The following is a 22,921-nucleotide window of genomic DNA, read 5'->3' on the forward strand; positions in this document are numbered from 1 at the left end:
TCCACGGCGGCACCGGGTACATGCGGGAGGTGCCGGTCGAGCGGATCTACCGGGACGTGCGGCTGCTGCGCCTGTACGAGGGCACCAGCGAGATCCAGCGCCTGATCATCGGCGGCGGACTGGTCAAACAGGCCCAGCGCGGCTGACCCCGGAACGCGACGAGGGGCGGTGCCTGTCGAAGGCACCGCCCCTGTTCGTCCGTTCGTCCGTTCGTCCGAGCGAATGTATCGCTCACCTCGTCAGACCGACGGCATGGTCCATTCGCTCGGCGACGCGGCGGCAGCCGGGCACCGTCGCGGTACCCGGCTGCCGGTTCAGCGTGAGGCCGCGGCCTGCTCGATCCGGGCCCGCAGATCCGTCTTGAGCACCTTGCCCGCCGCGGAGGTGGGCAGTGCGTCCACGAGGACGACCTCGCGAATCTTCTTGTAGGGCAGGACCTGCTCGGCAACGAATGCCATCAGCTCGGCAGGGTCGGGCTGCGCGCCCGGCACCGGCACCACGAAGGCGACCGGCTCCTGCCCGACGTTGCCGGCCTCGCGGCCGACCACCGCCGCCGTCGACACCGCAGGATGAGACACCAGGATCTCCTCGAGCTCACGCGGATACACGTTGTAGCCCTTGTAGATCAGCATGTCCTTGGCGCGGTCGCAGATGTAGAGATAGCCGTCGGCGTCGCGGTAGGCGATGTCGCCGGTGTCGAGCCAGCCGTCCACGTACTGCTGGGCCGTGATCTCGGGATGGCCGAGGTAGCCGTCGGTCACCTGAGGCCCCCGGACCCACAGTTCGCCGCGCTCGCCCTCGCCGAGGACGACGCTCGGATCGTCCTGGGCCCGGATCTCGACCTCGGTGTCGAAGATGGGCAGGCCCACACTGCCGAGACGATAGGTGGACCCGATGATCAGCGGCATGGCGGTGACCACACACGTGCCCTCGGTCAGGCCGTAGCCCTCGGCCACGCGGGCGTTCGGGAACGCCGCACCGAGCGCTTCGAGCGTGACGTGGTCGATCGGTGCCGCCCCCGACGACACGACCCGCACCGACGTGGTGTCACGGCGAGCGACGTCGGGGTGGGTGGCCAGCGCATGCCACATGGCCGGGCTGCCGGTGATGTAGCTGGCGCGGTGCCGCTCGACGAGCTCGAGCATGCGGGCGGGGTCGAAGCGGCCCGCGAGCACCTGGGTGAGGCCGCACAGCAGCAGGAACGACGTGTTGATCAGCGCGTGGGCGTGGAACAGCGGCGACACGACGACGGTGGCGCCCTCGCCGGGGATCACCCCGTGCACGTCGAGACCCTCGATCGGGCGCAGCGCGACCAGCCCGTCGCCGATGGTGACGACCTGGTGGGCGGCCCGCCACCCGCACATCTGGGTCACGTTGGCGACCACGTTGCGGTGCAGCACGCGCACGCCCTTGGAGATGCCGGTGGTACCGCCGGTGTAGGCCAGGTGCGCGACGTCCGTTCCGGCGACCTCCGCCGGCGTGAACGCGGTGGGCTGTCCGGCGAGGAACTCGTCGAACCGCACGACCGCCGCGGAGGTGGGGGCCACCTCCACCGGCTCGTCGGACACCACCACGATCGTCGCGGCCGTGGTGCCCGCCGCGGCGCCGAGCAGGACACCCAGCTGCTGCGGCTGGGTCACCGCCGCCACGGCACCCGTCTCCTCGATCTGCTTGCGCAGGCCCGGTTCCGGTTGCAGCGGGTTGACCAGCGTCACGGTGGCGCCGGCCCGCAGCGCACCGTAGTAGGCCACGATGAACTCGATGCAGTTGCCCACGTGCATCAGCACCACGTCGCGCGGCGCGACACCGGCGCCCTGCAGGGCGGAGGCGAACTGCGCGGACCGCTCGTCGAGCTCGCGGTACGTGCACACCCGTTCCCCGTCGACGATCGCCGCGCGGTCGCCGTAGAGGGCGGCCATGCTCGGCGCCCACACACCCATCGTCACGTCCGGGTAGGACAGCGACATCGTCGTCGGATCCGGCAGGTTCATGGTCATCCGTCCCATCTCAGCGCGGGGCCATGCGGATGGCACCGTCGAGGCGGATGGTCTCACCGTTGAGGTAGCCGTTCTCGAGGATGTTGGTGGCCAGCCGGCCGAACTCGTCGGGGCGGCCCAGGCGCGCCGGGTTCGGCACGGTCTTCTCGAGCGAGGCGCGCACGTCGTCGCGCAGGCGCGCGAGCAGCGGGGTGTCCATGATGCCCGGCGCGATGGTGTTGACGCGGATGTTCTTGCTGGCCAGGTCGCGGGCGGCGACGACGGTCATGCCGACGATGCCGGCCTTGGACGCCGAGTAGTTGATCTGGCCGATCTGTCCCTCGAAGGCGGCGACCGACGCGGTCATGACGATGGCGCCACGCTCGCCGTCGACCGGCTCGAGCGCGGCCATGCGCTCGGCACCGAGACGCAGCGCGTTGAACGAGCCGATCAGGTTCAGCCGGATCACGAACTCGAAGTCCTCGAGCGAACCGGCCTTGCCCTCCTTGTCGAGGACGCGCATCTTCCGGCCGGCGCCGGCGCAGTGCACGAGTCCGCGCAGGCCGCCGCGCTCGTGCGCGACGTCCAGGGCGGCGGCGAACTGCTCGGCGTCGGTGACGTCGGCGGCGGCGAAGGCCGCGCCGTCACCGAGGGAGCTCGCGACGTCGGCACCCGGCGAGCCGGGCAGGTCGATGAGGGTGACGGTGCCGCCGGCGTCGAGGACGCGGCGGGCGGTGGCCAGGCCGAGACCGGAGGCGCCGCCGGTGATCGCGACGGAAAGACCCTTCAGTTCCATATCTTTCGTTCCTTTTCCTGAAATGCGAAGCGGGATGTCAGAGCAGTTCGAGGATGGTGGCGTTCGCCATGCCGCCGGCCTCGCACATCGACTGCAGGCCGTAACGGATGCCGTTGTCGCGCATGTGGTGCACGAGGCGGGTCATGAGGATCGCGCCGGAGCCGCCGAGCGGGTGGCCGACGCCGATGGCGCCACCGAGCGGGTTGAGCCGGTCCATCGCGGCGCCGGTCTCGATCTGCCACGCGAGCGGCACCGGGGCGAACGCCTCGTTGATCTCGAAGGCGCCGATCTCGTCGATGGACAGGCCAGACCGCTTCAGCGCCTTCTCGGTGGCCGCGATGGGACCGGTGAGCATGATGACCGGATCGTCGGCGGCGACGACGGCGGTGTGGATGCGGGCCATCGGGGTCCAGCCCTGCGCCGCGGCGTACTCGCTCGTGGTGATCAGGAGGGCGCCGGCGCCGTCGGAGATCTGCGAGGAGTTGCCGGCGTGGATCACGCCGTCCTCCTTGAACACGGTCTTCAGCTTGGCCAGGGACTCGAGGCTGCCCCCGCGGCGGATGCCCTCGTCGGCGCTCAGGCCGGCGATCGGGGCGAGCTGCCCGGCGAAGGCGCCGGCGTCGGTCGCGGCCGCGGACAGCTCGTGCGAGCGCAGCGAGTACTCGTCGAGCGCGGTGCGGGACAGGCCCCACTTCTCGGCCATCATCTCCGCGCCGGTGCCCTGGCTGAAGCCCTCGACACCGAACCGCTCGAGAACCTCGGCCGGGAAGTGCTCACCGTTCTTGCTCGCGCTGCCCATCGGGACGCGGCTCATCGACTCCACGCCACCGGCGACGACCACGTCGCTCTGACCGGAGATCACGGTAGCCGCGGCGAACGAGACGGCCTGCTGGCTCGACCCGCAGGCCCGGTTCACGGTGGTGGCCGGAACCGTCTCGGGCCAGCCGGCGGCGAACACGGCACTGCGTGAGACGATTCCGGCCTGCTCGCCGACCTGGCTCACGCAACCCCACACGACATCCTCGACCGACGCGGGATCGAGGCCGGTGCGGTCGGCGAGGGCCCCGAGCACGTGTGCCGACAGGTTGGCGGGATGGACCTCGGACAGGGCACCGCCACGGCGCCCGATCGGAGTACGGACGGCATCGACGATCACGGCATCGCGCATGGGGATTCCTTACTGCAGTAGAAGAGCGAGGAGCGAAGACGACGACCGGCCGGGTGGTGGTCCTCGATATCGAGTCGATCACGCACCCGGCCGGTGGGGAAAGGACATTCGGTGGATGACTCCGTTAGGCGGAAGCTATGCCTTCGCGGTGGCGTCCGACTCGCCCCGGATGACGGCGCGGTCGCGCTCCGGGTTCGCGAAGATCAGGACGAGGATCGCCGCGACGATGCCCAGCGCACCGATGACCTGGAAGGCGGTCGCGTAGCCCTCGGCCGGGGTGGCCGCGTTGTCGACGAGCACGCCGGTGCCATAGGGGGCGACCAGGCCGCCGACGGCCATCAGCGCGAGGAACACGCCCATCGTGCCGGCGGTCTGCTGCGGCGGGCACAGCTCCGAGATGGCGGCGTTGATCAGGGGGAAGACGATCGCGCCGAAGCCGTAGCCGATGGACACGGCCGCGACGGCGAGGCCGGGGGTGCCGATGCTGGGCAGGAAGACCAGGACCGAACCGCAGACGAGGACGCCGATGCCGGGAACAATGATCCGCACGACCCGGGAACGGTAGCCCCGCTGGGCGAGCCGGTCGGTGACCGAACCGGACGTGACCATGAGGACGAGACCGACGATCGACGGCAGGGCGAACATCGAACCGGCCTGCAGGGCGCTGTAGCCGAGGCCCACCTCGAAGTAGGAGGGCAGCCAGGTCAGCACGACGGTGGTGAGCGCGTAGACGACCATGATCAGGACAGCGCAGCTGATGAACGTGCGGGTGAGGAAGATCTTCTTCCACGGCACCGACGGTTCGGTGGATGCGGTGCCGGTCCCCTTCTTCACGGCCGTCGCGGTGAACGGGCCTTCCTTCCAGCCGGTCAGCCACGAGGCCATCCACACGGCGCCGAGGATCGACAGGGAGACCAGGGCGGCCCGCCAGCCCCACTCGACCGTGATGTAGGCGAGGATCGGGGCGAGAGCGATCTTGGCAACCGACGCTGAGCCGGCGAGGAAGGCGCCGGGCAGGCCGCGCTTGGCCGGGGGATGCCAGGAGTACGCAGCGGTGTGCATGAGCGCCGAGCTTGGGCCTTCGGCCAGGCCGAGCAGCATGCGGGTGACGATCAGCATCACCAGGCTCGCCGAGACGACCAGCGGCAGCATGACCACCGACCACATCGCGGCCAGCGCCAGCAGCGCCCACCGCAGGGTGAGGTATTTGTTGAGCGGGCCGGCCAGGAAGCCGCCGAGTGTGAAGGTCACGAAGAACAGGGATCCGACGAGGCCGATCTGGGAAGAGGACAGTCCCAGCTCGCGAGCCAGCGGCTGCGCGATGATGCCCAGCACAGCCTTGTCGGCGTAGTTGACGACGTACAGGAAGATCACGAGGCCGGTCATGCCCCACGCCTGCTTGCCGCTGACGAGTGGTGTCGCCCCCTTCGGCGGGGCGCCGTGCGCTGCGTCGTGCGAGATTTCGCCAGTGGTCACCGGAGTGTCCCCTTAATGGCTCGAAGGGATATATCGATCGGACGGTGCGTCGGCGATCGAAGGAGATGCACCGATCAGGCGCTCGGGATCCATTCAACGTGGTGTAGGTCACTGAGGCAATGTCCCGTCGACGAATCGATCGATCGTCGAAACCTATGGACTTCCGGCCCTCCAATGCGAGGGCCATTGATCGGCGCTAACCGACCTATAGCCGAACGGTGTTGGCCCTGCGGCCCGGCGGTGCTGCATATTTGCTCGGACAGCTTCGCCGGCGCGCCCTGGGCTCCGGCGTCCGCCCGGATGAGGACAGGCGATATGAACTCCACTGCTTCCATCGACGAGCTTCCCTCGTCCACCGCGCCCCTGGCCGGTGTGCGGGTCATCGAGGTCTCGAGTTTCATCGCAGCCCCCTTGTGCGGCATGACGCTCGCGCAGCTCGGCGCCGAGGTCGTCCGCGTCGACCCGATCGGCGGCGCTGCCGACTACCACCGGTGGCCCGTCACCGAGGACGGCGAGTCCATCTACTGGGCGGGCCTGAACAAGGGCAAGCGCTCCCTCGCGGCGGATTTCCGGGACCCGAACGCGCACAAGCTGATCCGTGACCTCATCACCGACGCCGGGGTGCTCGTCACCAACGCCGCGGGACGCGACTGGCTCGACTACGACGAGCTCGCCACGATCCGCCCCGACCTGATCCACGTGCAGGTCCTGGGCCGCGCGGACGGCGGTTCCGCCGTCGACTACACCGTCAACGCCGCCGCGGGCTTCCCGCTCGCCACCGGCCCCGTCGGCCACGGCGGCCCGGTCAATCACCTGTTGCCGGCGTGGGACGTCGCGTGCGGTCTCTACGCCGCGCTCTCGGTCGCGTCCGCGGTGCACCGCCGCGAGGTCACCGGTGCGGGCGCGAAGATCGTGCTCCCCCTCGAAGACGTCGCCCTCGCCACCGTCGGCAACCTCGGCTACCTCGCCGAGGCCCAGCTCGGCGGGCCCGACCGCGACCGCATCGGCAACGCCGTCTACGGCACCTACGGTCGCGATTTCACCACGTCCGACGGCACGTCCTTCATGGTCGTCGCGCTGACCCCGCGCCACTTCCGCGACCTGACCGAACTGACCGGCACGACGGCCGCGGTCGACGCGCTCCAATCCGCCCTCGGCGCCGACTTCCGCGACGAGGGCGCCCGTTACCGCCACCGCGAGGTACTCGACGCATTGTTCGCCGTGTGGTTCCGCGAGCACACCGCCGCCGAGGTGGAGACCGCCCTGTCGGGCACCTCGATCCTGCACGAGCGGTACCGCACCTTCGCCGAGATCGCGAAAGACCCTCGCGTCACCGCCAATCCGATGTTCCAGTACGTCGAGCAGCCCCGCGTCGGCGGGCACCTGGCCCCCAGCCTGCCGATGTCGTTCGACGGCCTCCACCCCGCACCCCGGCCGGCGCCGGCCAACGGCGACGACACCGCCGCCGTCCTCAGCGAACACCTCGGCCTGACGCCCGAAGAGATCGATCGTCTCGCCACCGACGGGACCGTCGGTGTCCCCGCCGGCACCCTCCCCGCCCTCGAGAAGGACTTCGCATGACCCGTCTCGCCCAGACCCTCGGCCTCACCGAGTTCCAGACCGAGATCCTCGCCACCGTCCGGCAGTTCGTCGACCGGGAGATCATCCCGAACGCGCAGGAACTCGAGCACTCGGACACCTACCCGCAGGCCATCGTCGATCAGATGCGGGAGATGGGCCTGTTCGGGCTGATGATCCCCGAGGAGTACGGCGGGCTCGGCGAGTCGCTGCTCACCTATGCCCTGTGCGTCGAGGAACTCGCCCGCGGCTGGATGAGCGTGTCCGGCGTGATCAACACCCACTTCATCGTCGCCTACATGCTGCGCCAGCACGGCACCGACGAGCAGAAGAACTACTACCTGCCGAAGATGGCGACCGGCGAGACCCGCGGTGCCTTCTCGATGTCCGAGCCGGAACTGGGCTCGGACGTCGCCGCGATCCGCACGAAGGCCAAGCGTGACGCCGACGGCGACTACGTGATCAACGGCCAGAAGATGTGGCTGACCAACGGCGGCAGCTCGACCCTCGTGGCCGCGCTGGTGCGCACCGAGGAGGGCGCTGCCAAGCCCCACGAGAATCTCACCACGTTCCTCGTGGAGAAGCCCGCCGGCTTCGGCGAGGTCGTCCCCGGCGTCACCATCCCCGGCAAGATCGACAAGATGGGCTACAAGGGGATCGACACCACCGAGCTGATCTTCGACAACTACCGCGCCAAGGCGACCGATGTCCTCGGTGGCACTCCCGGCCGCGGCTTCTATCAGATGATGGACGGCGTCGAGGTCGGCCGCGTCAACGTCTCGGCCCGCGCCTGCGGTGTCGCCATCCGCGCGTTCGAGCTCGCCGCCCGGTACGCGCAGCAGCGCACCACCTTCGGCAAGCCCATCGCGCAGCACCAGGCGATCTCCTTCTCCCTCGCGGAGATGGCGACGAAGGTCGAGGCCGCTCATCTGATGATGGTCAACGCCGCGCGGCTGAAGGACTCCGGCGAGCGCAACGACGTCGCCGCCGGCATGGCGAAATACCTCACCAGCGAGTACTGCTCGGAGGTCACCCAGGCCAGCTTCCGCATCCACGGCGGGTACGGCTATTCCAAGGAGTACGAGATCGAGCGGCTCATGCGCGAGGCACCGTTCCTGCTCATCGGCGAGGGCACCAGCGAGATCCAGAAGACGATCATCAGCAAGGGCGTACTGCGCAGCTACGCACTCTGATCCGCATCGATCCCATTCGAAGGAGAACCTTTCCGTGCAGCGAACCGTGTTCAACGAGGACCACGAGGCCTTCCGCAAGCTCGTCCGCGACTTCATCGCCAAGGAGGTCGCGCCGGTCCACCACGACTGGGAGGTCGAGGGGCATCCCCCGCGCGACTTCTACCGCCGCCTCGGTGAGCTCGGCGTGCTCGGCATCCAGGCGCCCGAGGAGTTCGGCGGGGGCGGCGAGAAGTCCATCAAGTTCAACGCCGTCGTCGCCGAGGAGACGGCCGCCGCGGGCGTGTCCTTCGGCAGCTACTCGGTGCATTCCAACCTGATCCTGCCGTACCTGCTCGAGTACGCCTCCGAGGAGCAGAAGCAGCGCTGGTTGCCCGGATTCGCCTCGGGTGACCTGATGTTCGCGATCGCGATGACCGAGCCCGGCACCGGGTCGGACCTGGCGAACATCTCGACGACGGCGAAGCTGTCGGCCGACGGCAGCCACTACGTCGTCAACGGCGCGAAGACCTTCATCACCGGTGGTGCGCTCGCCGACCGCATCCTCGTGGTGTGCCGCACGGCGCCCGCCACGCCGGAGGACCGCCGCGCGGGGCTGAGCATTCTCGTCGTCGACACCACCTCCGAGGGCTTTGCCGTGGGCCGCAAGATCGAGAAGATCGGTCTCAAGGCGTCCGACACCGCCGAACTGTCCTTCACCGACGTGAAGGTGCCCGTGACGGACCGGCTCGGCGAGGAGGGTGCCGGATTCTCCTACCTGACGCACAATCTCGCGCAGGAGCGGCTGACCATCGCATTCGGCGCATCGGCGTCCTCGGCCGCGGCGCTGTCGCACGCGATCGCGTACGTCAAGGACCGCAAGGTGTTCGGCAAGCCGGTCGCGTCGTTCCAGAACACCAAGTTCGTCCTCGCCGAGTGCGCCACCGAGGTCGAGGCGATCCGGCTCATGGTCGACCGTGCCCTCGACCTGCACGACGCCGGCGAACTGACCGTTGCGGACGCGGCGAAGGCCAAGCTGTTCTGCACCGAGGCCGCCGGCCGGGTCATCGACAAGTGCCTGCAGCTGCACGGCGGCTACGGCTACATCACCGAGTACCCGATCGCGCGGCTCTACGCCGACACCCGCGTCAGCCGCATCTACGGCGGCACCAGCGAGGTCATGAAGACGATCATCGCCAAGGATCTCGGGCTCTGACCTCCGCCCGCTGAGGATCCGTGCGGAATACCGGAATCCGCCCACGCCACAGCGTGGGCGGATTCCGATGTTGCGAGCGAATTCGGTTGTGTTCCTGATTCACTCGACGATCGCGGTGACCGGGACATGTCCGAGCACGGCCCTGGTGGCAGTGACCAGCTGCTCGAGCCAGGCGTCGGTGCCGATCGCCTGGCGCAGCGGCTCGTTCGGCAGCTCGATGCTCACCGGCAGCTCCTCCGGCAGGGCGGACCAGATCGCCGGCAGGTCGATGCCGCCCGTTCCGGGCACGAGCCGTTCCTCCCGGGCGTGCCGGATCAGTTCGGCGTGATCGCGCGGGGCCGGGGTGGCACCGTCGCACATCTGGGCGTAGTGCAACCACTCGCGCGGGATGGCGGCCAGGTCGGCGACGGTCGTGGCAGAGCGCGCGACGTGCAGCGCGTCGACGAGCACACTGCGAGCCGGACCGTCGGCCCCGGCGACGATCTCGACGGCCGTCTTCGCGTCGGGAACCGCTGTCCACGGCATGAATTCGAGGCTCGCAACGATGCCGTAGGAGGCGCACAGCTCCGCCAGCCGCGCGTAGGAGTCGGTGAGACGGGCTCGGTCGGGGTCGTCGCCGCCGACCAGGACGGCCCGCGCCCCGAGCCGCGCCCCCGCCTCGAGCAGCGGGGCATAGTCGGACGGATCGAAATCCGGACCGAGACGGATGATCTCGAGGTCGAACACCTCGACCGGGGAATCGGCGAGACGGCGGACGAGCGCGGAGAGCGCGGCGTCGTCCTCATGCAGCGGGTACGCCGTGGTGCCGGGCGCCGCGGGCAGCAGACGCAGTCCGATCGTGTCGAATCCGTGCCGTTCGGCGAGATCGACGTGCTGCAGCGGCGGTGTGTCGAGGACGGTGAGGGCGGCGAGGCCGAGCGGGGTACTCATCGGATGGCTCCTGTGGTCGATGCGAGGCGGCGTCCGGTCAGGTACCCGAAGGTCATTGCCGGGCCCAGATTGATTCCGCCGGAGGGGTAGTGGCCGCCCATCACGCTGGACTGGTCGACGCCGACCGCGAACAGCCCGTCGATCGGCCGGTCGTCGCCGTTCAGCACCCGGGACGACGAGTCGGTGACCAGGCCGGCGAACGTGCCGAAACTGCCGGGGACGACCTTGACGGCGTAGAACGGTCCGCGCTCGAGCGGCGCGAGGGACGGGTTGGGCCACGGGTTGTCCGCGTCCCCGGACTTGACGTTGAACGGTGTGGTGCCGCGGCCGAATTCGGGATCCTCCCCGAGGCGTGCGCTCTCGTTGAACGCGGTGACGGTCTTCTCGAGCCCGTCCGGGTCGACGCCGATCCGCTCCGCGAGTTCGCGGATCGTCCGGCCCTTCGAGAGGTATCCGGATCGCAGGTAGGGCCACGTCGGGATCGGGAAGGGCTTGGCCATGCCGAGCGGGAAGTACCGCAGGTACTGCTGGTCGGCGATCAGCCAGGAGCAGACCTCCTCGCCGTCCGGCACCTGCTCGACCATTGCCAGTGTGTAGTCGTGATATCCGAGCGCCTCGTTGACGAAACGGCGCCCGTCGGCCAGCACCCCGATGACACCGGGCTTTCCGCGGTCCAGGATGTGCGGGAACACGCCTTGCCTGCCGTTGCGGTACCGGACGAGGGAGACGGGACAGTATGCCACCGGCGAGGAGAGCGAGCGGTCGAGGCGGCCCCCGACGGATTCGCCCAGCGAGATGCCGTCACCGGTCGTCGTGGACGGCGTGAGCGTCCAGTGTTCGCGTCCGGTCGGGGTGCGGGGGAACAGCTCTCGCCGCCGGTCGAGGTCGCGGGTGAACCCGCCGGTCGCGAGGACGACACCCCGGCGGGCGGACACCGTGTAGGCGCCGTCGGGGCCCTCGAGCCGGACCCCGATGACACGGCCGGACGGGTCGGTGACGAGTGCGGTGGCGGCGGTGGCGACGCGGATGTCGGCGCCGGCATCGAGCGCGGAGCGTAGCAGCCGGCCCACGAGCGCCGTCCCGTTGACCAGGTGCTGGCCCCGACGCTTGGTGGCGAGGTCGAACACGTGTGTCGAGACCCGGCGCGCGCAGTGCAGGAACGCCCGGCCCGAGCGGGTCGAGTGCAGGAATGCCTGCAGGTCCGGGCCGGCCATGATGCCCATGCCGAGGAACGAGGTCTCGTACAGCTGCCGCCGCAGCAGCGCGGCGACGTCGGGTCCGAGGCGGCGCAGGCTCACGGGCTTCGGCGCGACGGAGCGGTGTCCCGTGCCCGCGCCGGGGGTGTCACCGTGGATGTCGGCGATGGCGGCGCCGGGGACGAACTGCAGCGCCGTGTGGTGTTCGAAGAACTCGACCATCTCGGGGGCCCCGTCGAGGAGCGCGTCCACCTTGGCGGCATCGAAGTTGTCCCCGAGCCGGTGCTCGAGGTAGCGGCGCGGTTCCGAGCGGTCCTCGTGCACCCCGTCGGCGTGGGCGAACAGGTTCCGCGGCGTCCACATCCACCCGCCCGACCAGGCGGTGGCGCCGCCGCACACGTCCGCCTTCTCGACGACGAGCACGGAGGCGCCCCCGTGGGCGGCAGCCACGGCCGTGGACAGCCCGCCCGCGCCGGACCCGACGACAACCACGTCGTAGGTGAGGGACTCGGACACTGTGTCGGGGGTCATCGGAGCTCCTTGCCGGACGAGACGAGGGTGGGTGCGGACGCGAGTTCGACGACCCGGCCGGTGCGGGAGGATTCGTAGATCGCGGCGACGACGGCCAGGGAGGTGCGGGCGTCCCGTCCGGTCACCGCGGGCCGGCGGCCGGTCAGCACGGACTCGGCGAAGTCCTGGACCTGCAGGGTGTGGAAGTCGGCGAGGCCGGCGTTGACGTCGCGGACATCGAGGTTGGCGTCGACATCGGGGGAATACGGGGTTCGCAGTTCCACCTCGCCCGGCGCGGTCCACAGCTCGTTGACGCCCTCACGCCCCTCGGGGAACTCGAGGACGCTCGCGATCACCCCGGTTGCGCCGATCACCGTGACGCGGTTGCCGAGGTTGTGGTTGGCGCCGGTGGTGGCGGTGATCGTCGCGGTGCCACCGGAGGCGAACGAGACGACGGCCGAGGCGCTGTCCTCGGTTTCGATGTGCTCGCCGTGGAAGCGGGTGCCGACGAAGCCACTGACGCGGACCGGCGCGCCCATGAACCACTGCAGCATGTCGATCTGGTGTACGGCCTGCGTCATGAGGACGCCCCCGCCGTCGGTGTCCCACCGCCCGCGCCACGCGTCGGCCGAGTAGTAGGTCGACGGGCGGTGCAGGATCACCGACACCTCCCCGAGGACGGGAACGCCGAGGCGGCCGTCCTCGATCGCCGCCTTGATGCGCCGCGCCGCGGGCCAGAATCGGCGCTGGAACAACACCCCGAAGGTGATGCCCGCGCGGTCGGCGGCCGCGATCATCCGGTCGGCCGCGGCCACGTCCACCGCGACCGGCTTCTCGCACAGCACGTGGATCCCGGCCTCGGCGGCGGCGAGGACGATCTGTTCGTGCACGGGGTGCGGTGTGCAGACGGTGCAGGCGTCGAGGCCGAGAGCGAACAACTCCGCCACCGATCCGACGGCGTGGGCGATGCCGTGCCGGGCGGCGAATGCGCGAGCGCGCTCCAGGTCGGGGTCGCAGCACGCGACGACGTCGACGCCGGGCACCTGCTGCAGTGCGTGCGCATGGTTGCCCGCGATCTTTCCGCATCCGACGATGCCTGCGCGAAGGGGCATCAGAAGTGTTCCTCTCGTTCGACGTCCCGGGCCGCGGCTTCGCCGCGGTCGAGACGGTTCAGCGCGGCGACGTCCGCTGCCGTGAGTTCCACGTCGACGGCGGCCAGATTCTCGGCCTGGCGCGCCGGGTTCGCCGACCGCGCGACCGGCACGACGCCCTGCGCGAGGTGCCAGGCCAGCACGACCTGCGCGCGCGTGCAGCCGACGCGGTCCGCGATCGAGGCGACGACGGGGGCGCCGAGCACCTCGCCGCGGCCGAGCGGGCTCCACGACTGGGTGAACACCCCGAGCTCGTCGTTCGCGCGGCGGACGGGCAGGCGGGCCAGCGACGGGTCCATCTGGATCTGATTGACGGCGGGAGCCTCCCCGGTCTCGGCCACCACCTTGCGCAGATGGTGGCCGAGGAAGTTGGAAACCCCCGCGTAGCGGACGAGCCCGGCGTCGCGGCACTCGAGCATGGCCTCGAATGCCGCGGCGTACCGGTCGAACCGCGGCAGCGGCCAGTGGATGAGGAACAAGTCGAGCCGTTCGAGGCCGAGGCGCTCGAGGCTCCGCTCCACGGCACCGCGAACGTCGCCGGAAACATGGTCGCTGCCGCGGAGTTTGGTGGTGACGAACAGGTCGTCGCGGGGCACGCCGCAGGCGGCGAGGGCGGCGCCGACGGCGTCCTCGTTCCCGTAGATCGCCGCCGTGTCGATCAACCGGTATCCCGCCTCGATGCCGGCGAGCACGGCGCGCGTGGCGTCGGGCCCGACGAGGGGCCAGGTGCCCAGGCCGAGGCGCGGCAGCGCGGTGCGCACGGAATCCGGTGCCGGCGCGGTGGTCTCCGGGTTCATGCGTCGGCCCCCACGCGCGAATCGGCGGCCGCGGTGATCCGGACGGCGACGTCGGCGGCGGTGACGAGCGCGGCATGAAGGGAGCCGCCGTCGCCGCTCGCGTCCCCGACGGAGTGGACGCCGAGCCGCGGCGCGAGCCGCCGCAGATCGGTCAGCAGGTCGGCGCGTGGCTCGACGCCGTGCGAGACGAGCAGTTCCCCGGGTGCGGGCACTGTGCGCCGTTGCCCGTTCGTCGAGATGACCACCCGGTCGGCCTCGATGTGCGTGACGACGGACGACAGGTACGTGGTGAGGTTCTCGCTCGCCGCCAGCCGGGGCAGCAGGACGATCTTGCCGCGACGGCCGACATCGTGCGCGATCGTCTCCTGCGGACCGATCATCACCACCTTCGTGCCGTGCCGGAGCAGGTCGTCGGCCACCGCCGCGGCCTCCCGGTCGGCACCGAAGATCGTGATCGACTCGGGCGCGGGGTCCCCGGAGGCGAGGAACTCCCGCACGTCGCGGATCCGTCGCGTGCCGGCACCGGGAAGGTCGATCGCCGGTCCGCGCCCGCCGGTCGCGAGGACGATCGCGTCGAAGTCGAGCGGGGCCAGCGTGGCGGCATCGACTCTCGTACCGGTGTGGCAGGTGACATTCAGGTCCGCGAGTTCGTCGCGGTACCAGTCGACGATCCGGTGATACTCCGGGTACTCGTGCAGCCGGGAGGCCAACGCGAAATCGCCGCCCAGGGTGCCGCGTTCGTCGTACAGGTCGACGCTGTGGCCCGCCAGGGCGAGGTCGCGCGCGGCCGCCGTGCCGGCCGGTCCGCCGCCCACGACGGCGACGCGCACCGCGGTCCCGGCCGGCTTCGAGGGCTGCTCGAGTTCGCGACCGACCCAGGGGTTGACCGAACACGGGATCGGCCCGGCCGCCAGGCTGTCGATGCAGTAGTTGCAGGCGATGCAGGGCCGGTACCGGCCCCCGTCGAGGGCGCGGTTCGGGAAATCCGGGTCGGCGTGCAGGGTCCGGGCCATGCTCACGAAGTCGGCCCGGCCGGAGGCGATGATCTGCTCCGCCGTCTCGGGTGAGCTGATCCGGCCGGCGACGCCCACCGGGATGTCGAAGTCGCGGGCATACGGTTCGGCGTACGGGGCGAGCAGGCCGCGCTGCCACTCCCCCGGCTGGATGATCCACTGCCCCGACTCGTAGTTGCCCGCCGAGACGTCGAGGAAGTCCAGCCGGTGCGTGTCGATCGCGTCGATGCGCTCGCGGGTCGTCTCCGCGTCGAGCCCGCCGTCGACCGCCTCGAAGGCCGAGAAACGCAGTCCCAGAGTGATGCCCGGCGCCATGGTGCGGACGGCGTCGATGACCCGGTTGAGGAACAGCGTCGGCTCGGCCCACTCGTCGTCGCGGTGGTTGTATGCGGGCGAGAGGAACTGGTGGATGAGATAGCCGTGCCCGCCGTGCAGGGAGATCACGTCGACGCCGGCCTCCGCGCAACGTGCCGCGGCCTCACCGAAGCACTCGACGAGGTGCTCGATGTCGTCGCTGTCGAGCTGCTCGGGCATCTCGCCGCCGACGACCGCGCACGGGATCGGGGTGGGGGCGACGGGGACGAATCCGCTCACCGCGCCCTGCGCGGTGCGACCGCCGTGGTTGAGTTCGACACCGACGAGCGCGCCGTGGGCGTGCACCGCCTCCGCCATCCGGGCGATGCCCGGGATGCGTTCGTCGACGTCCACACCCATCTGCCGGATGCGGCCCTTGCCGTCGGCCCGCACGTAGCTCGCCTCGGTGAAGACGAGTGCGGCGCCTCCGGCGGCACGTCGCTCGAGGTAGGCGATGTAGCGGTCGGTCATCGTGCCGTCGAGTTCGCAGTAGTTGCGTTCCATGGGCGCGGACACGAAGCGGTTGCGCAAGCGGACCGAACCCATGTCCAGCGGTTGCGCGAAGGACGCGGTGGTGTTCATTCCATCTCCTGGTGGGCATCGGGACGTCCGGCCGGCGCACGGTCCACCGGCGCGGCCACGAGAACCCGGTCCGAGATCAGCTCGTCGAGGTGCTTCCGCATGCGGTCGACGTCGGGACGGATCCCGGTCAGCAGCGCGAACGTGTCGGCGGCCTGGGCGACGAGCATCTGCCCGCCGTCGAGCACGTCGCAGCCGAGAGCCGCTGCGGCCGCGATCAGTTCGGTTCGGATCGGCCGATAGACGATGTCCGCGGCCCACAGCCCGGGGTGCAGGGCGCCGGTGTCGAACGGTGTTCCGGGGTGGCCGACCATGCCGATCGGCGACGCGTTGACCACCCCGGTGCACGTGCGCAGGGCGGCGGGGATCGCCTCCGCCGGCAGCGCCGTGGCCCGTGTCGCGGGGAAGGCGGTGGACAGTCGTGCGCAGACGTCCGCGGCGCGGACGGCGTCCACGTCGGCGATCCGCAGGTCCGCGACACCCGCGGCGGCGAGCGCGTAGGCCACCGCCGAGCCCGCACCCCCCGCACCGACCAGCACGACCGCATCCAGGGCGGCCTCGGGCAACCCGCGGCGCAGCGCCGTGAGGAATCCGCTGTGGTCCGTGTTGTGGCCGATCAGGCGCCCGTCCCGGACGACGACGGTGTTGACCGCGCCGAGCAGGCGGGCGTTGTCGGACAGCCCGTCGAGGGCCGGGATGACGACCTGCTTGCAGGGGTGGGTGATGTTCAGGCCGGTGCAGCCGCCGGCGACGACGGAGCGCACCAGGTCGCCGGTGCGTTCGACGGGAACGTTCTCCGCCTCGAGGTCGAGCAGTTCGTAGCGGTAGTCGGTCAGACCGAGTGCGGCGGCCTCGCGCTCGTGGAGGGCCGGCGACAGGGACGAGGCGATGCCTGCCCCCACGAGCCGGATGCGGTGGCGGGCGGTGGACGGGGTCACGGTTACTCCTACGGGGTGGGACGGGCCGTGGCCCCGGCGCGTCGGGCGCCGGGGCTCGGTGGCCGGTCAGACGTCGCTGCGGACGAGTTCCTGCGCCGGTCGCGCCACCGGCGCCGAGCGACGCTCGCCCAGGTCCTCGGTGGGGATGCGGTAGGTCTCCGGCCCGGTGAGGGCGGCGATCGACGACAGCACCGCGAAGCCCAGGCACATCCAGGCGACCGGGGCCCAGTTGCTGGTGTCCCCCGCCGAGAGCATCTGCGCGACGGCGGGCGTGAATCCGGCGACGAGCAGGCCGAGCATGAGGCTCACGGCCATGCCCGTGTACCGGACCCGCGCCGGGAACTGCTCCGGGAAGTAGGCCGGGTAGACACCGTTCGGCATGGCGTAGAAGAAGCCGATCAGGACGATGCCGGACGCGAACACCAAGGGGGCGCTGCCGGTTCCGATGGCGTGGAAGAAGGCGAACACCATCGCGCCCGAGCCGAGGGCACCGAACACGAACACCGGCTTGCGGCCGATCCGGTCCGCGAGGAGCCCGGCCACGGGCTGGCTGAGCACCGCGACGAAGTTGGCTGCGGCGATCGCCCACAGCATCGTGGAACGCTCGAAGCCTTCGACCTGCACGGCGTAGGCGAGTGCGAAGACGTTGACGATCGTGTTGATCATGGCGAACGTGGCGCTGAGGCTGATCCGCAGGACGGTGCGCCAGTGCGAGCGGAACATCTCGACGACCGGCAGGGCGGCGGTCTCACCGTTCTCCTGGAGTTCCTCGAACACCTCGGGCTCGTCGAGCTTGCGGCGCAGCCACACTGCGACCACCGTGACGACGATGCTGAGCCAGAACGGCACCCGCCAGCCCCACGAGTACAGCGCCTCGTCGGGCAGCGATGCCACCGGAATGAACACGAGACTCGAGATGACGATGCCGAACATGATGCCGCTCATGGTGAACGACGTGAAGAACGAGCGCCGGTGCGCCGGGGCGTGCTCGAGTGTCAGGGACGACGAGCCCGGGGATTCACCACCGGCCGACAGGCCCTGCAGCAGGCGCAGCAGCACCAGGATCACCGGCGCGGCGATGCCGATCTGCTCGTAGGTGGGCAGGCAGCCGATGACGAACGTGGCGATGCCCATCAGCATCAGGCAGGCCAGGAGGGCGTTGCGCCGGCCGAACTTGTCACCCCAGTGCCCCCACAGCACGGCGCCGAGCGGGCGGGCGATGTATGCGACGCCGAGGGTGCTGATCGACAGCAGCGTCGAGGTGGCTCCGTCGCCGGGAAAGAAGATCTTCCCGAAGACGAGGGCTGCGGCGGAGCCGTAGATGAAGAAGTCGTAGTACTCCAGGGTGCTGCCCAGGAAACCGGAGATGGCCGCCCGGCGGGCGTTCTCGTTCGGTCGTCCGTCGGGGCCGGCAGCGTGCGTGTTCGCCATGGCGTTCCTTTCGTCCCAGGATCCGACGGACGCCGAGTCGGCCATTCGGTGATGGCCCTCACAGTCGCCGGAACAAGACGAGCGTGACACGCCGCACTATGCAGCGTCCAACACTGAAAAAGTCTCAGATAAAGACCCTTATCGTCTCAATCGGGCGTCGGCAGAATCTCCTCGGCGACCTTCAAGGCCACCTCGAGCGCCGGCGACACGCGCCGGGGCGACCAGCCGATCCCGTGGTGCATGTAGACGGATTCTCCGGCGAGGGGGACGAAGACCGTGCCCGGCGGCGTGATCGTCGCGATGCTCGACGTCATCAGCGCCACTCCCACGCCGGCCGAGACGAGCACCAGGATCATGTACGGGTCGGTGATCTCCTGGACCACGCGCGGGCGGAACCCCGCGTCGAGGCACGCACGCATGGCGCTCTCCTGCAGAGCCGACCCCGCCGACAACGGGGTGGTGATGAAGCCGTCGTCCGCGAGGTCGTGCAGGTCGATCTCCGGCTCTCCGGCGAGCGGGTGGTCGGAGGGCAGCACGGCGCCGAACGACTCGCGGCGGATCAGCCGGGTGGCCACCGCCGTGGACTGGACCGGCAGCCCGACGAACGCGAGATCCAATGCGCCACTCTCCAATTGGGCGACCGCCTCCCGGGTCATGATGCGGCCGACGAGGTCGAGCTCGATATCCGGGTAACGCTGTCGCAGCGCCCGGGTCAGCGGCGGGAGCGAAAGATGGTTCAGCACACCGGTGAACCCGATCTTGATGCGGCCGTACACGCCGCCGGCGGACGCGCGCGTGGCCTGCCGTGCCGTCTCGACGCTTTCGAGGATGTGGTAGGCGTGGGACAGGAAGGCGTGACCGCCCGCCGTGAGGGCGACGCTGCGCGTATTGCGCTCGAACAACGGCACACCGAGGTCCTTCTCGAGCTTGCGCACCGTCTGACTCAGGGGTGACTGCGCCATCTGCAAGCGGGCGGCGGCCCGGCCGAAGTGCAGTTCCTCCGCGACGGCGACGAAGGCCTGAAGCCAGCGGATCTCCATGTCGATCCCTTCGGGGACTTGACGACTGCACCTACAGCCGTATATCCAGATTCATACATGGTGCGTCTCCGATTGTTTCGATTTCGCACATGGATTCAGACTACTATCCACACACCGGCGAGGAGCAGCCGTATGGTGACCTATCCCTCGGGCGCGACCGCGCTCGTCACCGGCGGGGCGAGCGGAATCGGCGCGGCCTGCGCGAGGCGGCTGTCCGCCGCGGGCGTCCGGGTCGTCACCGCCGACATCGCGGACGGCGCCGACGAACGCGTCGACGTCACCGACCCCGCCGCCGTCGAACGGCTGCGAGAACGCCTGGGCCGGGTCGACATCCTCGTCAACAGCGCCGGCGTCGTGGGACCGTCGGCGCCGCTGGTCGACATCGAGCTGTCCGACTGGCACCGCACGTTCCGCATCAACGTCGACGGCACGTTCCTCACGTGCCGCGCCTTCGTTCCCGCGATGATCGAGGCCGGCTGGGGCCGGGTGGTGAACCTGGCGAGCATCGCGGCCAAGGACGGCAATCCGAAGCAGAGCGCCTACTCGGCGTCCAAGGCCGCGGTGATCGCGCTGACGAAGTCGCTCGGCAAGGAGATCGCGACGACCGGGGTGCTCGCCAACGTGGTTGCGCCCGCGGCGGTGGAGAGCCCGATGAACGCCGGAACAGATCCGGCGATCCTGGCGCGGTCGCAGAGCCTGACGCCGATGGCCCGGATGGGCCGGCCGGACGAGATCGCCGAACTCGTCGCCTGGCTCTCCTCGGACGCGCTGAGCTTCTCGACCGGCGCCGTGTACGACGCGAGCGGCGGCCGCGCGTCGTACTGACGGTCCGCACCCGGAGCAGGCTGCGCGCGCGGACGGCGTCGACGTGTCAGACCAGCGGGGTGCCGGTGTACTGCTCGGCGATCAGGGTGCGCCCGGCGACGGAACGGGTGATCGCGTCGAGTTCGGCGTCCTGGCGCTTGTTGTCGAACGGGCTGCTGCCCGGGTGGGCGTGCAGCATCGACGACATCCACCACGAGAAGTGCTGTGCCCGCCACACGCGCGGCAGCACTTCCGCGGTGTAACCGTCGAGCCGGCCGCGTTCGCCGCGGATGAGGTACTCGTCCATGGAACGGGCCAGCACGAACACGTCCGCGACCGCGAGGTTGAGCCCCTTGGCGCCGGTCGGCGGGACGGTGTGCGCGGCGTCGCCGGCGAGGAACAGGTTGCCGTGCTGCATGGGCTCGCACACGAAGCTGCGGAACTGCAGGATCGACTTCTCGAAGATCCGGCCGTCCTTGATCTCGGCGCCCTCCCCGTCGACCCGGGCGTGCAGTTCGCTCCAGATGCGGTCGTCGGACCAGTTGGCGACGTCGTCGTCCGGGTCCACCTGCAGGTAGTGCCGCTGCACTTCGGCGGTGCGGGTGGAGATCAGCGCGAAGCCCCGCTCGTGCCGGGCGTAGATCAGTTCCTCCGACGAGCGGGGCGCCTCGGCGAGGATGCCGAGCCAGGCGAACGGGTACTGCCGGAAGTGGTCGGTGCGCACCTGCGGCGCCGGTATCAGACCGCGGGTGCCCGTGCGCGAGCCGTCGCAGCCGGCGACGAGCAGCGCGTCGAGGCGCTGCGGGTTGCCCTGCGCGTCGGTGTAGGTCAGGTACGGCCGATCGGTGAGGTGGTCGTGGACCTGCACGTCGGAGACACCGAAGCGGAGGTCGCCACCGTCGGCGAGACGGCGGGCGATGAGGTCCTTGTTGACCTCGTGCTGCGGGTAGACGGTGACCGCGCGCCCGACGAGTTCGTCGAACGCGATGCGGTGGCCCCTGCCGCCGAAACGGAACTCCACGCCGTGGTGCTCGTAGCCCTCGGCCTTCAGCCGGTCGCCGACGCCGGTCTCGACCATGAGGTCGACGGTGTTCTGCTCGAGCACGCCGGCGCGGATGGTGGCCTCGATGTCCTCCCGCGAGCGCGCCTCGAGCACGACGGACTCGATGCCGCGCAGGTGCAGCAGGTGCGACAGCATCAGCCCGGCGGGGCCGGCGCCGACGACGGCGACCTGGGTGCGGGATTCGCTCATGGTGGACTCCTCGGAAGTCGGAAGCGGTGACGGCCCTCACTGTCCCGAAGGAAGGTCCACGTCGTCACCCCCCACTTTCACTCAGCGAAAGACAGCTTTCAGGTCAGCCGCCGGGAGATGCCGCTCGCCGCCGCTCGCATGGCCGGGATCAACGGCGCCGGATCCGCATCGATCGACACCACCACCGATATCGCCGCGACGACCCGGCCGGAGCGCTCCCGGATGGGCGCCGCCATCGCCATCGTGCCCACGTTCAGGTATTCGCGGCAGATCACGATGCCGGTGCGGCGAACGTCGTCGAGCACGCGCCGCAGCCGGGACTCGTCGGTAATCGTGGCGGGGGTGAACCGTTCGAGCCCGGCATCGAGCACCTCCTGCAGCAGCTCGGGCCCGCCGTGGGCGAGCAGCACCAGCCCACCGCTCGACGCGTGCAGCGGCAGCCGGCCGCCGGCCCGGCCGACCACGGCCACGGCACCGCGCGCCGACAACCGCTCGACGTAGAGCGCCTCGAGACCCTCCCGGACGACCAGCTGCACGTTCTCCCGGGTCGCGTCGAACAGGTCCTCGAGATAGGGCATCGCCACCTGGCGCAGGCCGTGCGCGCGGGGTGCGAGGGCACCGAGCTCCCACACCCGCACCCCGACCTGATAGCTGCCGTCCGCACGGCGTTCGAGTGCCCCGGCGTCGACGAGCTGGCCGCACAGCCGGAACACCGTCGGCAGGGGAAGCCCGGTCCGACGGCTCAGTTCCGACTGGGTCAGGCGCGGCCGCTCGGCGGTGAACGCGCCCAGCACGGCGAAAGCGCGGCCGAGCAGGGTCCGGTCGGGAACATCGGGCACGCACCCATTGTGGGGTGTCCGCATCGTGCGGGACCGAGCCGGAAGGGCGCACCGGCGGTCGAGCGTCTATCGTGTTCGCGCATGCGACTGGTCGAGAGATCGAAACGGGTCATAGCGGCGCACCTGAACAACACCAGCATCCGGGCACTGTCGGGGTCGATGGTGGCGTACGAGGGCCAGGTGCAGTTCAAGTCGGCCGGATTCGGCGGCGGCGAGGGCGTGCTGGCCGGCCTGCGCCAGCGCGCCACGGGTGAGGGCCTGTCGCTGATGGAGTGCGGCGGCAACGGCGTGGTCTATCTCGCCCACCAGGGGCAGGACGTCACGGTGCTCGAGTTGAACAACGAGACGCTGCAGGTCGAGTCGGAGCAACTGCTCGCCCTGAACGGCAACCTCACCACGAACGTCACGTTCGCCGGGGTGCGCGGCAACATGAGCGGCCAGGGCCTGTTCACCACGACGGTCACCGGCAGCGGGCAGGTCGCGTTGCTGTCGGCCGGCGGCCCACTGATCCACCTCGAGGTCTCCCCGCAGTACCCACTCGTCGTCGACCCGGACGCGTTCGTGTGCGCGAAGGGACAGTTGAGCCAGTCGTTCGTCACCGACGTCTCGTGGCGCACGGTCGTCGGTCAGGGCAGCGGCGAGGCGTTCTCGCTGCGGTGGGACGGCATGGGCGTCGTGTCCATCCAGCCGGCGGAGCGGTGAGGGAGG

Annotated in this window: 20 protein-coding genes; 6 read left to right on the plus strand and 14 right to left on the minus strand. The window is 70.2% G+C overall.

Annotated elements, in window-relative coordinates; all coding sequences use genetic code 11:
- Nucleotides 1-146, plus strand: a 146-nt coding sequence (locus tag ACWPOB_RS00005; RefSeq protein ID WP_455399701.1) for an acyl-CoA dehydrogenase family protein, incomplete at its 5' end; no start/stop codon positions are given.
- A 168-nt stretch (nt 147-314) separates the two neighbouring features.
- Here ACWPOB_RS00005 and ACWPOB_RS00010 read toward each other — a convergent pair.
- The 4 genes from ACWPOB_RS00010 to ACWPOB_RS00025 form a co-directional block, all read right to left on the minus strand.
- Nucleotides 315-1,997 (minus strand): class I adenylate-forming enzyme family protein, encoded by a 1,683-nt coding sequence (locus tag ACWPOB_RS00010; RefSeq protein ID WP_455399480.1) that lies wholly within the window; start codon nt 1,995-1,997, stop codon nt 315-317.
- Between the two features lie 10 nt (nt 1,998-2,007).
- Nucleotides 2,008-2,772, minus strand: a complete 765-nt coding sequence (locus ACWPOB_RS00015; protein WP_006944010.1) for an SDR family NAD(P)-dependent oxidoreductase — start codon at nt 2,770-2,772, stop codon at nt 2,008-2,010.
- A gap of 37 nt (nt 2,773-2,809) precedes the next feature.
- Nucleotides 2,810-3,940: a thiolase family protein gene (locus ACWPOB_RS00020; protein ID WP_455399481.1), complete on the minus strand. Its 1,131-nt coding sequence runs from the start codon at nt 3,938-3,940 to the stop codon at nt 2,810-2,812.
- Between the two features lie 135 nt (nt 3,941-4,075).
- On the minus strand, nt 4,076-5,416 hold the full coding sequence (locus ACWPOB_RS00025; RefSeq protein WP_161996802.1) for an MFS transporter: 1,341 nt from the start codon (nt 5,414-5,416) through the stop codon (nt 4,076-4,078).
- Between the two features lie 315 nt (nt 5,417-5,731).
- Between ACWPOB_RS00025 and ACWPOB_RS00030 the strand changes: the two genes are divergently transcribed.
- Genes ACWPOB_RS00030 through ACWPOB_RS00040 form a run of 3 tightly spaced genes read left to right on the plus strand, consistent with a single transcriptional unit; the run spans nt 5,732 to nt 9,379 of the window.
- Nucleotides 5,732-6,997 carry a CoA transferase gene (locus tag ACWPOB_RS00030; protein ID WP_455399482.1) on the plus strand — a complete coding sequence of 422 codons (1,266 nt, stop codon included), beginning with the start codon at nt 5,732-5,734 and terminating at the stop codon, nt 6,995-6,997.
- Nucleotides 6,994-8,187, plus strand: a complete 1,194-nt coding sequence (locus tag ACWPOB_RS00035; protein WP_006944025.1) for an acyl-CoA dehydrogenase family protein — start codon at nt 6,994-6,996, stop codon at nt 8,185-8,187. The genes ACWPOB_RS00030 and ACWPOB_RS00035 overlap by 4 nt, the downstream gene beginning before the upstream one ends.
- A gap of 34 nt (nt 8,188-8,221) precedes the next feature.
- Entirely contained in the window at nt 8,222-9,379 is a 1,158-nt protein-coding gene (locus ACWPOB_RS00040) for an acyl-CoA dehydrogenase family protein (RefSeq protein WP_455399483.1), read from the plus strand.
- 99 nt (nt 9,380-9,478) lie between these two features.
- Here the strand turns inward: ACWPOB_RS00040 and ACWPOB_RS00045 are convergent, their stop codons facing one another.
- From ACWPOB_RS00045 to ACWPOB_RS00080, 8 genes are all read right to left on the minus strand, one after another.
- Complete coding sequence (locus tag ACWPOB_RS00045) at nt 9,479-10,309, minus strand: sugar phosphate isomerase/epimerase family protein (protein WP_455399484.1); 831 nt, start codon at nt 10,307-10,309, stop codon at nt 9,479-9,481.
- Complete coding sequence (locus ACWPOB_RS00050; protein ID WP_455399485.1) at nt 10,306-12,036, minus strand: FAD-dependent oxidoreductase; 1,731 nt, start codon at nt 12,034-12,036, stop codon at nt 10,306-10,308. The genes ACWPOB_RS00045 and ACWPOB_RS00050 overlap by 4 nt, the downstream gene beginning before the upstream one ends.
- Nucleotides 12,033-13,127: a Gfo/Idh/MocA family protein gene (locus ACWPOB_RS00055; RefSeq protein ID WP_455399486.1), complete on the minus strand. Its 1,095-nt coding sequence runs from the start codon at nt 13,125-13,127 to the stop codon at nt 12,033-12,035. Before ACWPOB_RS00055 ends, ACWPOB_RS00050 begins: the two co-directional genes overlap by 4 nt.
- Nucleotides 13,127-13,963, minus strand: coding sequence for an aldo/keto reductase (locus ACWPOB_RS00060; protein ID WP_455399487.1), 837 nt, complete (start codon nt 13,961-13,963; stop codon nt 13,127-13,129). Before ACWPOB_RS00060 ends, ACWPOB_RS00055 begins: the two co-directional genes overlap by 1 nt.
- Nucleotides 13,960-15,912 carry an oxidoreductase gene (locus tag ACWPOB_RS00065; RefSeq protein ID WP_455399488.1) on the minus strand — a complete coding sequence of 651 codons (1,953 nt, stop codon included), beginning with the start codon at nt 15,910-15,912 and terminating at the stop codon, nt 13,960-13,962. Before ACWPOB_RS00065 ends, ACWPOB_RS00060 begins: the two co-directional genes overlap by 4 nt.
- Nucleotides 15,909-16,847 carry a shikimate dehydrogenase gene (locus tag ACWPOB_RS00070; protein WP_455399489.1) on the minus strand — a complete coding sequence of 313 codons (939 nt, stop codon included), beginning with the start codon at nt 16,845-16,847 and terminating at the stop codon, nt 15,909-15,911. The genes ACWPOB_RS00065 and ACWPOB_RS00070 overlap by 4 nt, the downstream gene beginning before the upstream one ends.
- A 66-nt stretch (nt 16,848-16,913) precedes the next feature.
- The gene (locus ACWPOB_RS00075; protein WP_100055792.1) at nt 16,914-18,278 is read right to left on the minus strand and encodes an MFS transporter; all 1,365 of its coding nucleotides are present in this window, start codon (nt 18,276-18,278) and stop codon (nt 16,914-16,916) included.
- A 146-nt stretch (nt 18,279-18,424) separates the two neighbouring features.
- Nucleotides 18,425-19,318: a LysR family transcriptional regulator gene (locus ACWPOB_RS00080; RefSeq protein ID WP_100055791.1), complete on the minus strand. Its 894-nt coding sequence runs from the start codon at nt 19,316-19,318 to the stop codon at nt 18,425-18,427.
- A gap of 132 nt (nt 19,319-19,450) precedes the next feature.
- On the opposite strand from ACWPOB_RS00080, the gene ACWPOB_RS00085 reads away from it, so the two are divergent.
- Nucleotides 19,451-20,143, plus strand: coding sequence for an SDR family NAD(P)-dependent oxidoreductase (locus tag ACWPOB_RS00085; protein ID WP_455399490.1), 693 nt, complete (start codon nt 19,451-19,453; stop codon nt 20,141-20,143).
- Between the two features lie 46 nt (nt 20,144-20,189).
- Here the strand turns inward: ACWPOB_RS00085 and ACWPOB_RS00090 are convergent, their stop codons facing one another.
- Nucleotides 20,190-21,374 carry a 4-hydroxybenzoate 3-monooxygenase gene (locus ACWPOB_RS00090; RefSeq protein WP_455399491.1) on the minus strand — a complete coding sequence of 395 codons (1,185 nt, stop codon included), beginning with the start codon at nt 21,372-21,374 and terminating at the stop codon, nt 20,190-20,192.
- 98 nt (nt 21,375-21,472) lie between these two features.
- A complete protein-coding gene (locus tag ACWPOB_RS00095; RefSeq protein ID WP_455399492.1) occupies nt 21,473-22,237 on the minus strand; it encodes an IclR family transcriptional regulator in 765 nt (254 codons plus the stop codon).
- A 57-nt stretch (nt 22,238-22,294) separates the two neighbouring features.
- Here ACWPOB_RS00095 and ACWPOB_RS00100 point away from each other — a divergent pair, with 57 nt between their 5' ends.
- The gene (locus tag ACWPOB_RS00100; RefSeq protein WP_100055787.1) at nt 22,295-22,915 is read left to right on the plus strand and encodes an AIM24 family protein; all 621 of its coding nucleotides are present in this window, start codon (nt 22,295-22,297) and stop codon (nt 22,913-22,915) included.
- The last annotated feature ends 6 nt before the right edge of the window (nt 22,916-22,921 follow it).

Source organism: Rhodococcus sp. 2H158, assembly GCF_053764755.1.

Excerpts from the sequence above, each read along its gene's own strand:
- ACWPOB_RS00055 (WP_455399486.1), bottom strand. The coding sequence starts at position 13,127 with ATGCCCCTTCGCGCAGGCATCGTCGGATGCGGAAAGATCGCGGGCAAC.
- ACWPOB_RS00100 (WP_100055787.1), top strand. The coding sequence starts at position 22,295 with ATGCGACTGGTCGAGAGATCGAAACGGGTCATAGCGGCGCACCTGAAC.
- ACWPOB_RS00020 (WP_455399481.1), bottom strand. The coding sequence starts at position 3,940 with ATGCGCGATGCCGTGATCGTCGATGCCGTCCGTACTCCGATCGGGCGC.
- ACWPOB_RS00085 (WP_455399490.1), top strand. The coding sequence starts at position 19,451 with ATGGTGACCTATCCCTCGGGCGCGACCGCGCTCGTCACCGGCGGGGCG.
- ACWPOB_RS00065 (WP_455399488.1), bottom strand. The coding sequence starts at position 15,912 with ATGAACACCACCGCGTCCTTCGCGCAACCGCTGGACATGGGTTCGGTC.
- ACWPOB_RS00035 (WP_006944025.1), top strand. The coding sequence starts at position 6,994 with ATGACCCGTCTCGCCCAGACCCTCGGCCTCACCGAGTTCCAGACCGAG.
- ACWPOB_RS00060 (WP_455399487.1), bottom strand. The coding sequence starts at position 13,963 with ATGAACCCGGAGACCACCGCGCCGGCACCGGATTCCGTGCGCACCGCG.
- ACWPOB_RS00075 (WP_100055792.1), bottom strand. The coding sequence starts at position 18,278 with ATGGCGAACACGCACGCTGCCGGCCCCGACGGACGACCGAACGAGAAC.
- ACWPOB_RS00080 (WP_100055791.1), bottom strand. The coding sequence starts at position 19,318 with ATGGAGATCCGCTGGCTTCAGGCCTTCGTCGCCGTCGCGGAGGAACTG.
- ACWPOB_RS00095 (WP_455399492.1), bottom strand. The coding sequence starts at position 22,237 with ATGCGGACACCCCACAATGGGTGCGTGCCCGATGTTCCCGACCGGACC.
- ACWPOB_RS00030 (WP_455399482.1), top strand. The coding sequence starts at position 5,732 with ATGAACTCCACTGCTTCCATCGACGAGCTTCCCTCGTCCACCGCGCCC.
- ACWPOB_RS00010 (WP_455399480.1), bottom strand. The coding sequence starts at position 1,997 with ATGACCATGAACCTGCCGGATCCGACGACGATGTCGCTGTCCTACCCG.
- ACWPOB_RS00015 (WP_006944010.1), bottom strand. The coding sequence starts at position 2,772 with ATGGAACTGAAGGGTCTTTCCGTCGCGATCACCGGCGGCGCCTCCGGT.
- ACWPOB_RS00090 (WP_455399491.1), bottom strand. The coding sequence starts at position 21,374 with ATGAGCGAATCCCGCACCCAGGTCGCCGTCGTCGGCGCCGGCCCCGCC.
- ACWPOB_RS00050 (WP_455399485.1), bottom strand. The coding sequence starts at position 12,036 with ATGACCCCCGACACAGTGTCCGAGTCCCTCACCTACGACGTGGTTGTC.
- ACWPOB_RS00045 (WP_455399484.1), bottom strand. The coding sequence starts at position 10,309 with ATGAGTACCCCGCTCGGCCTCGCCGCCCTCACCGTCCTCGACACACCG.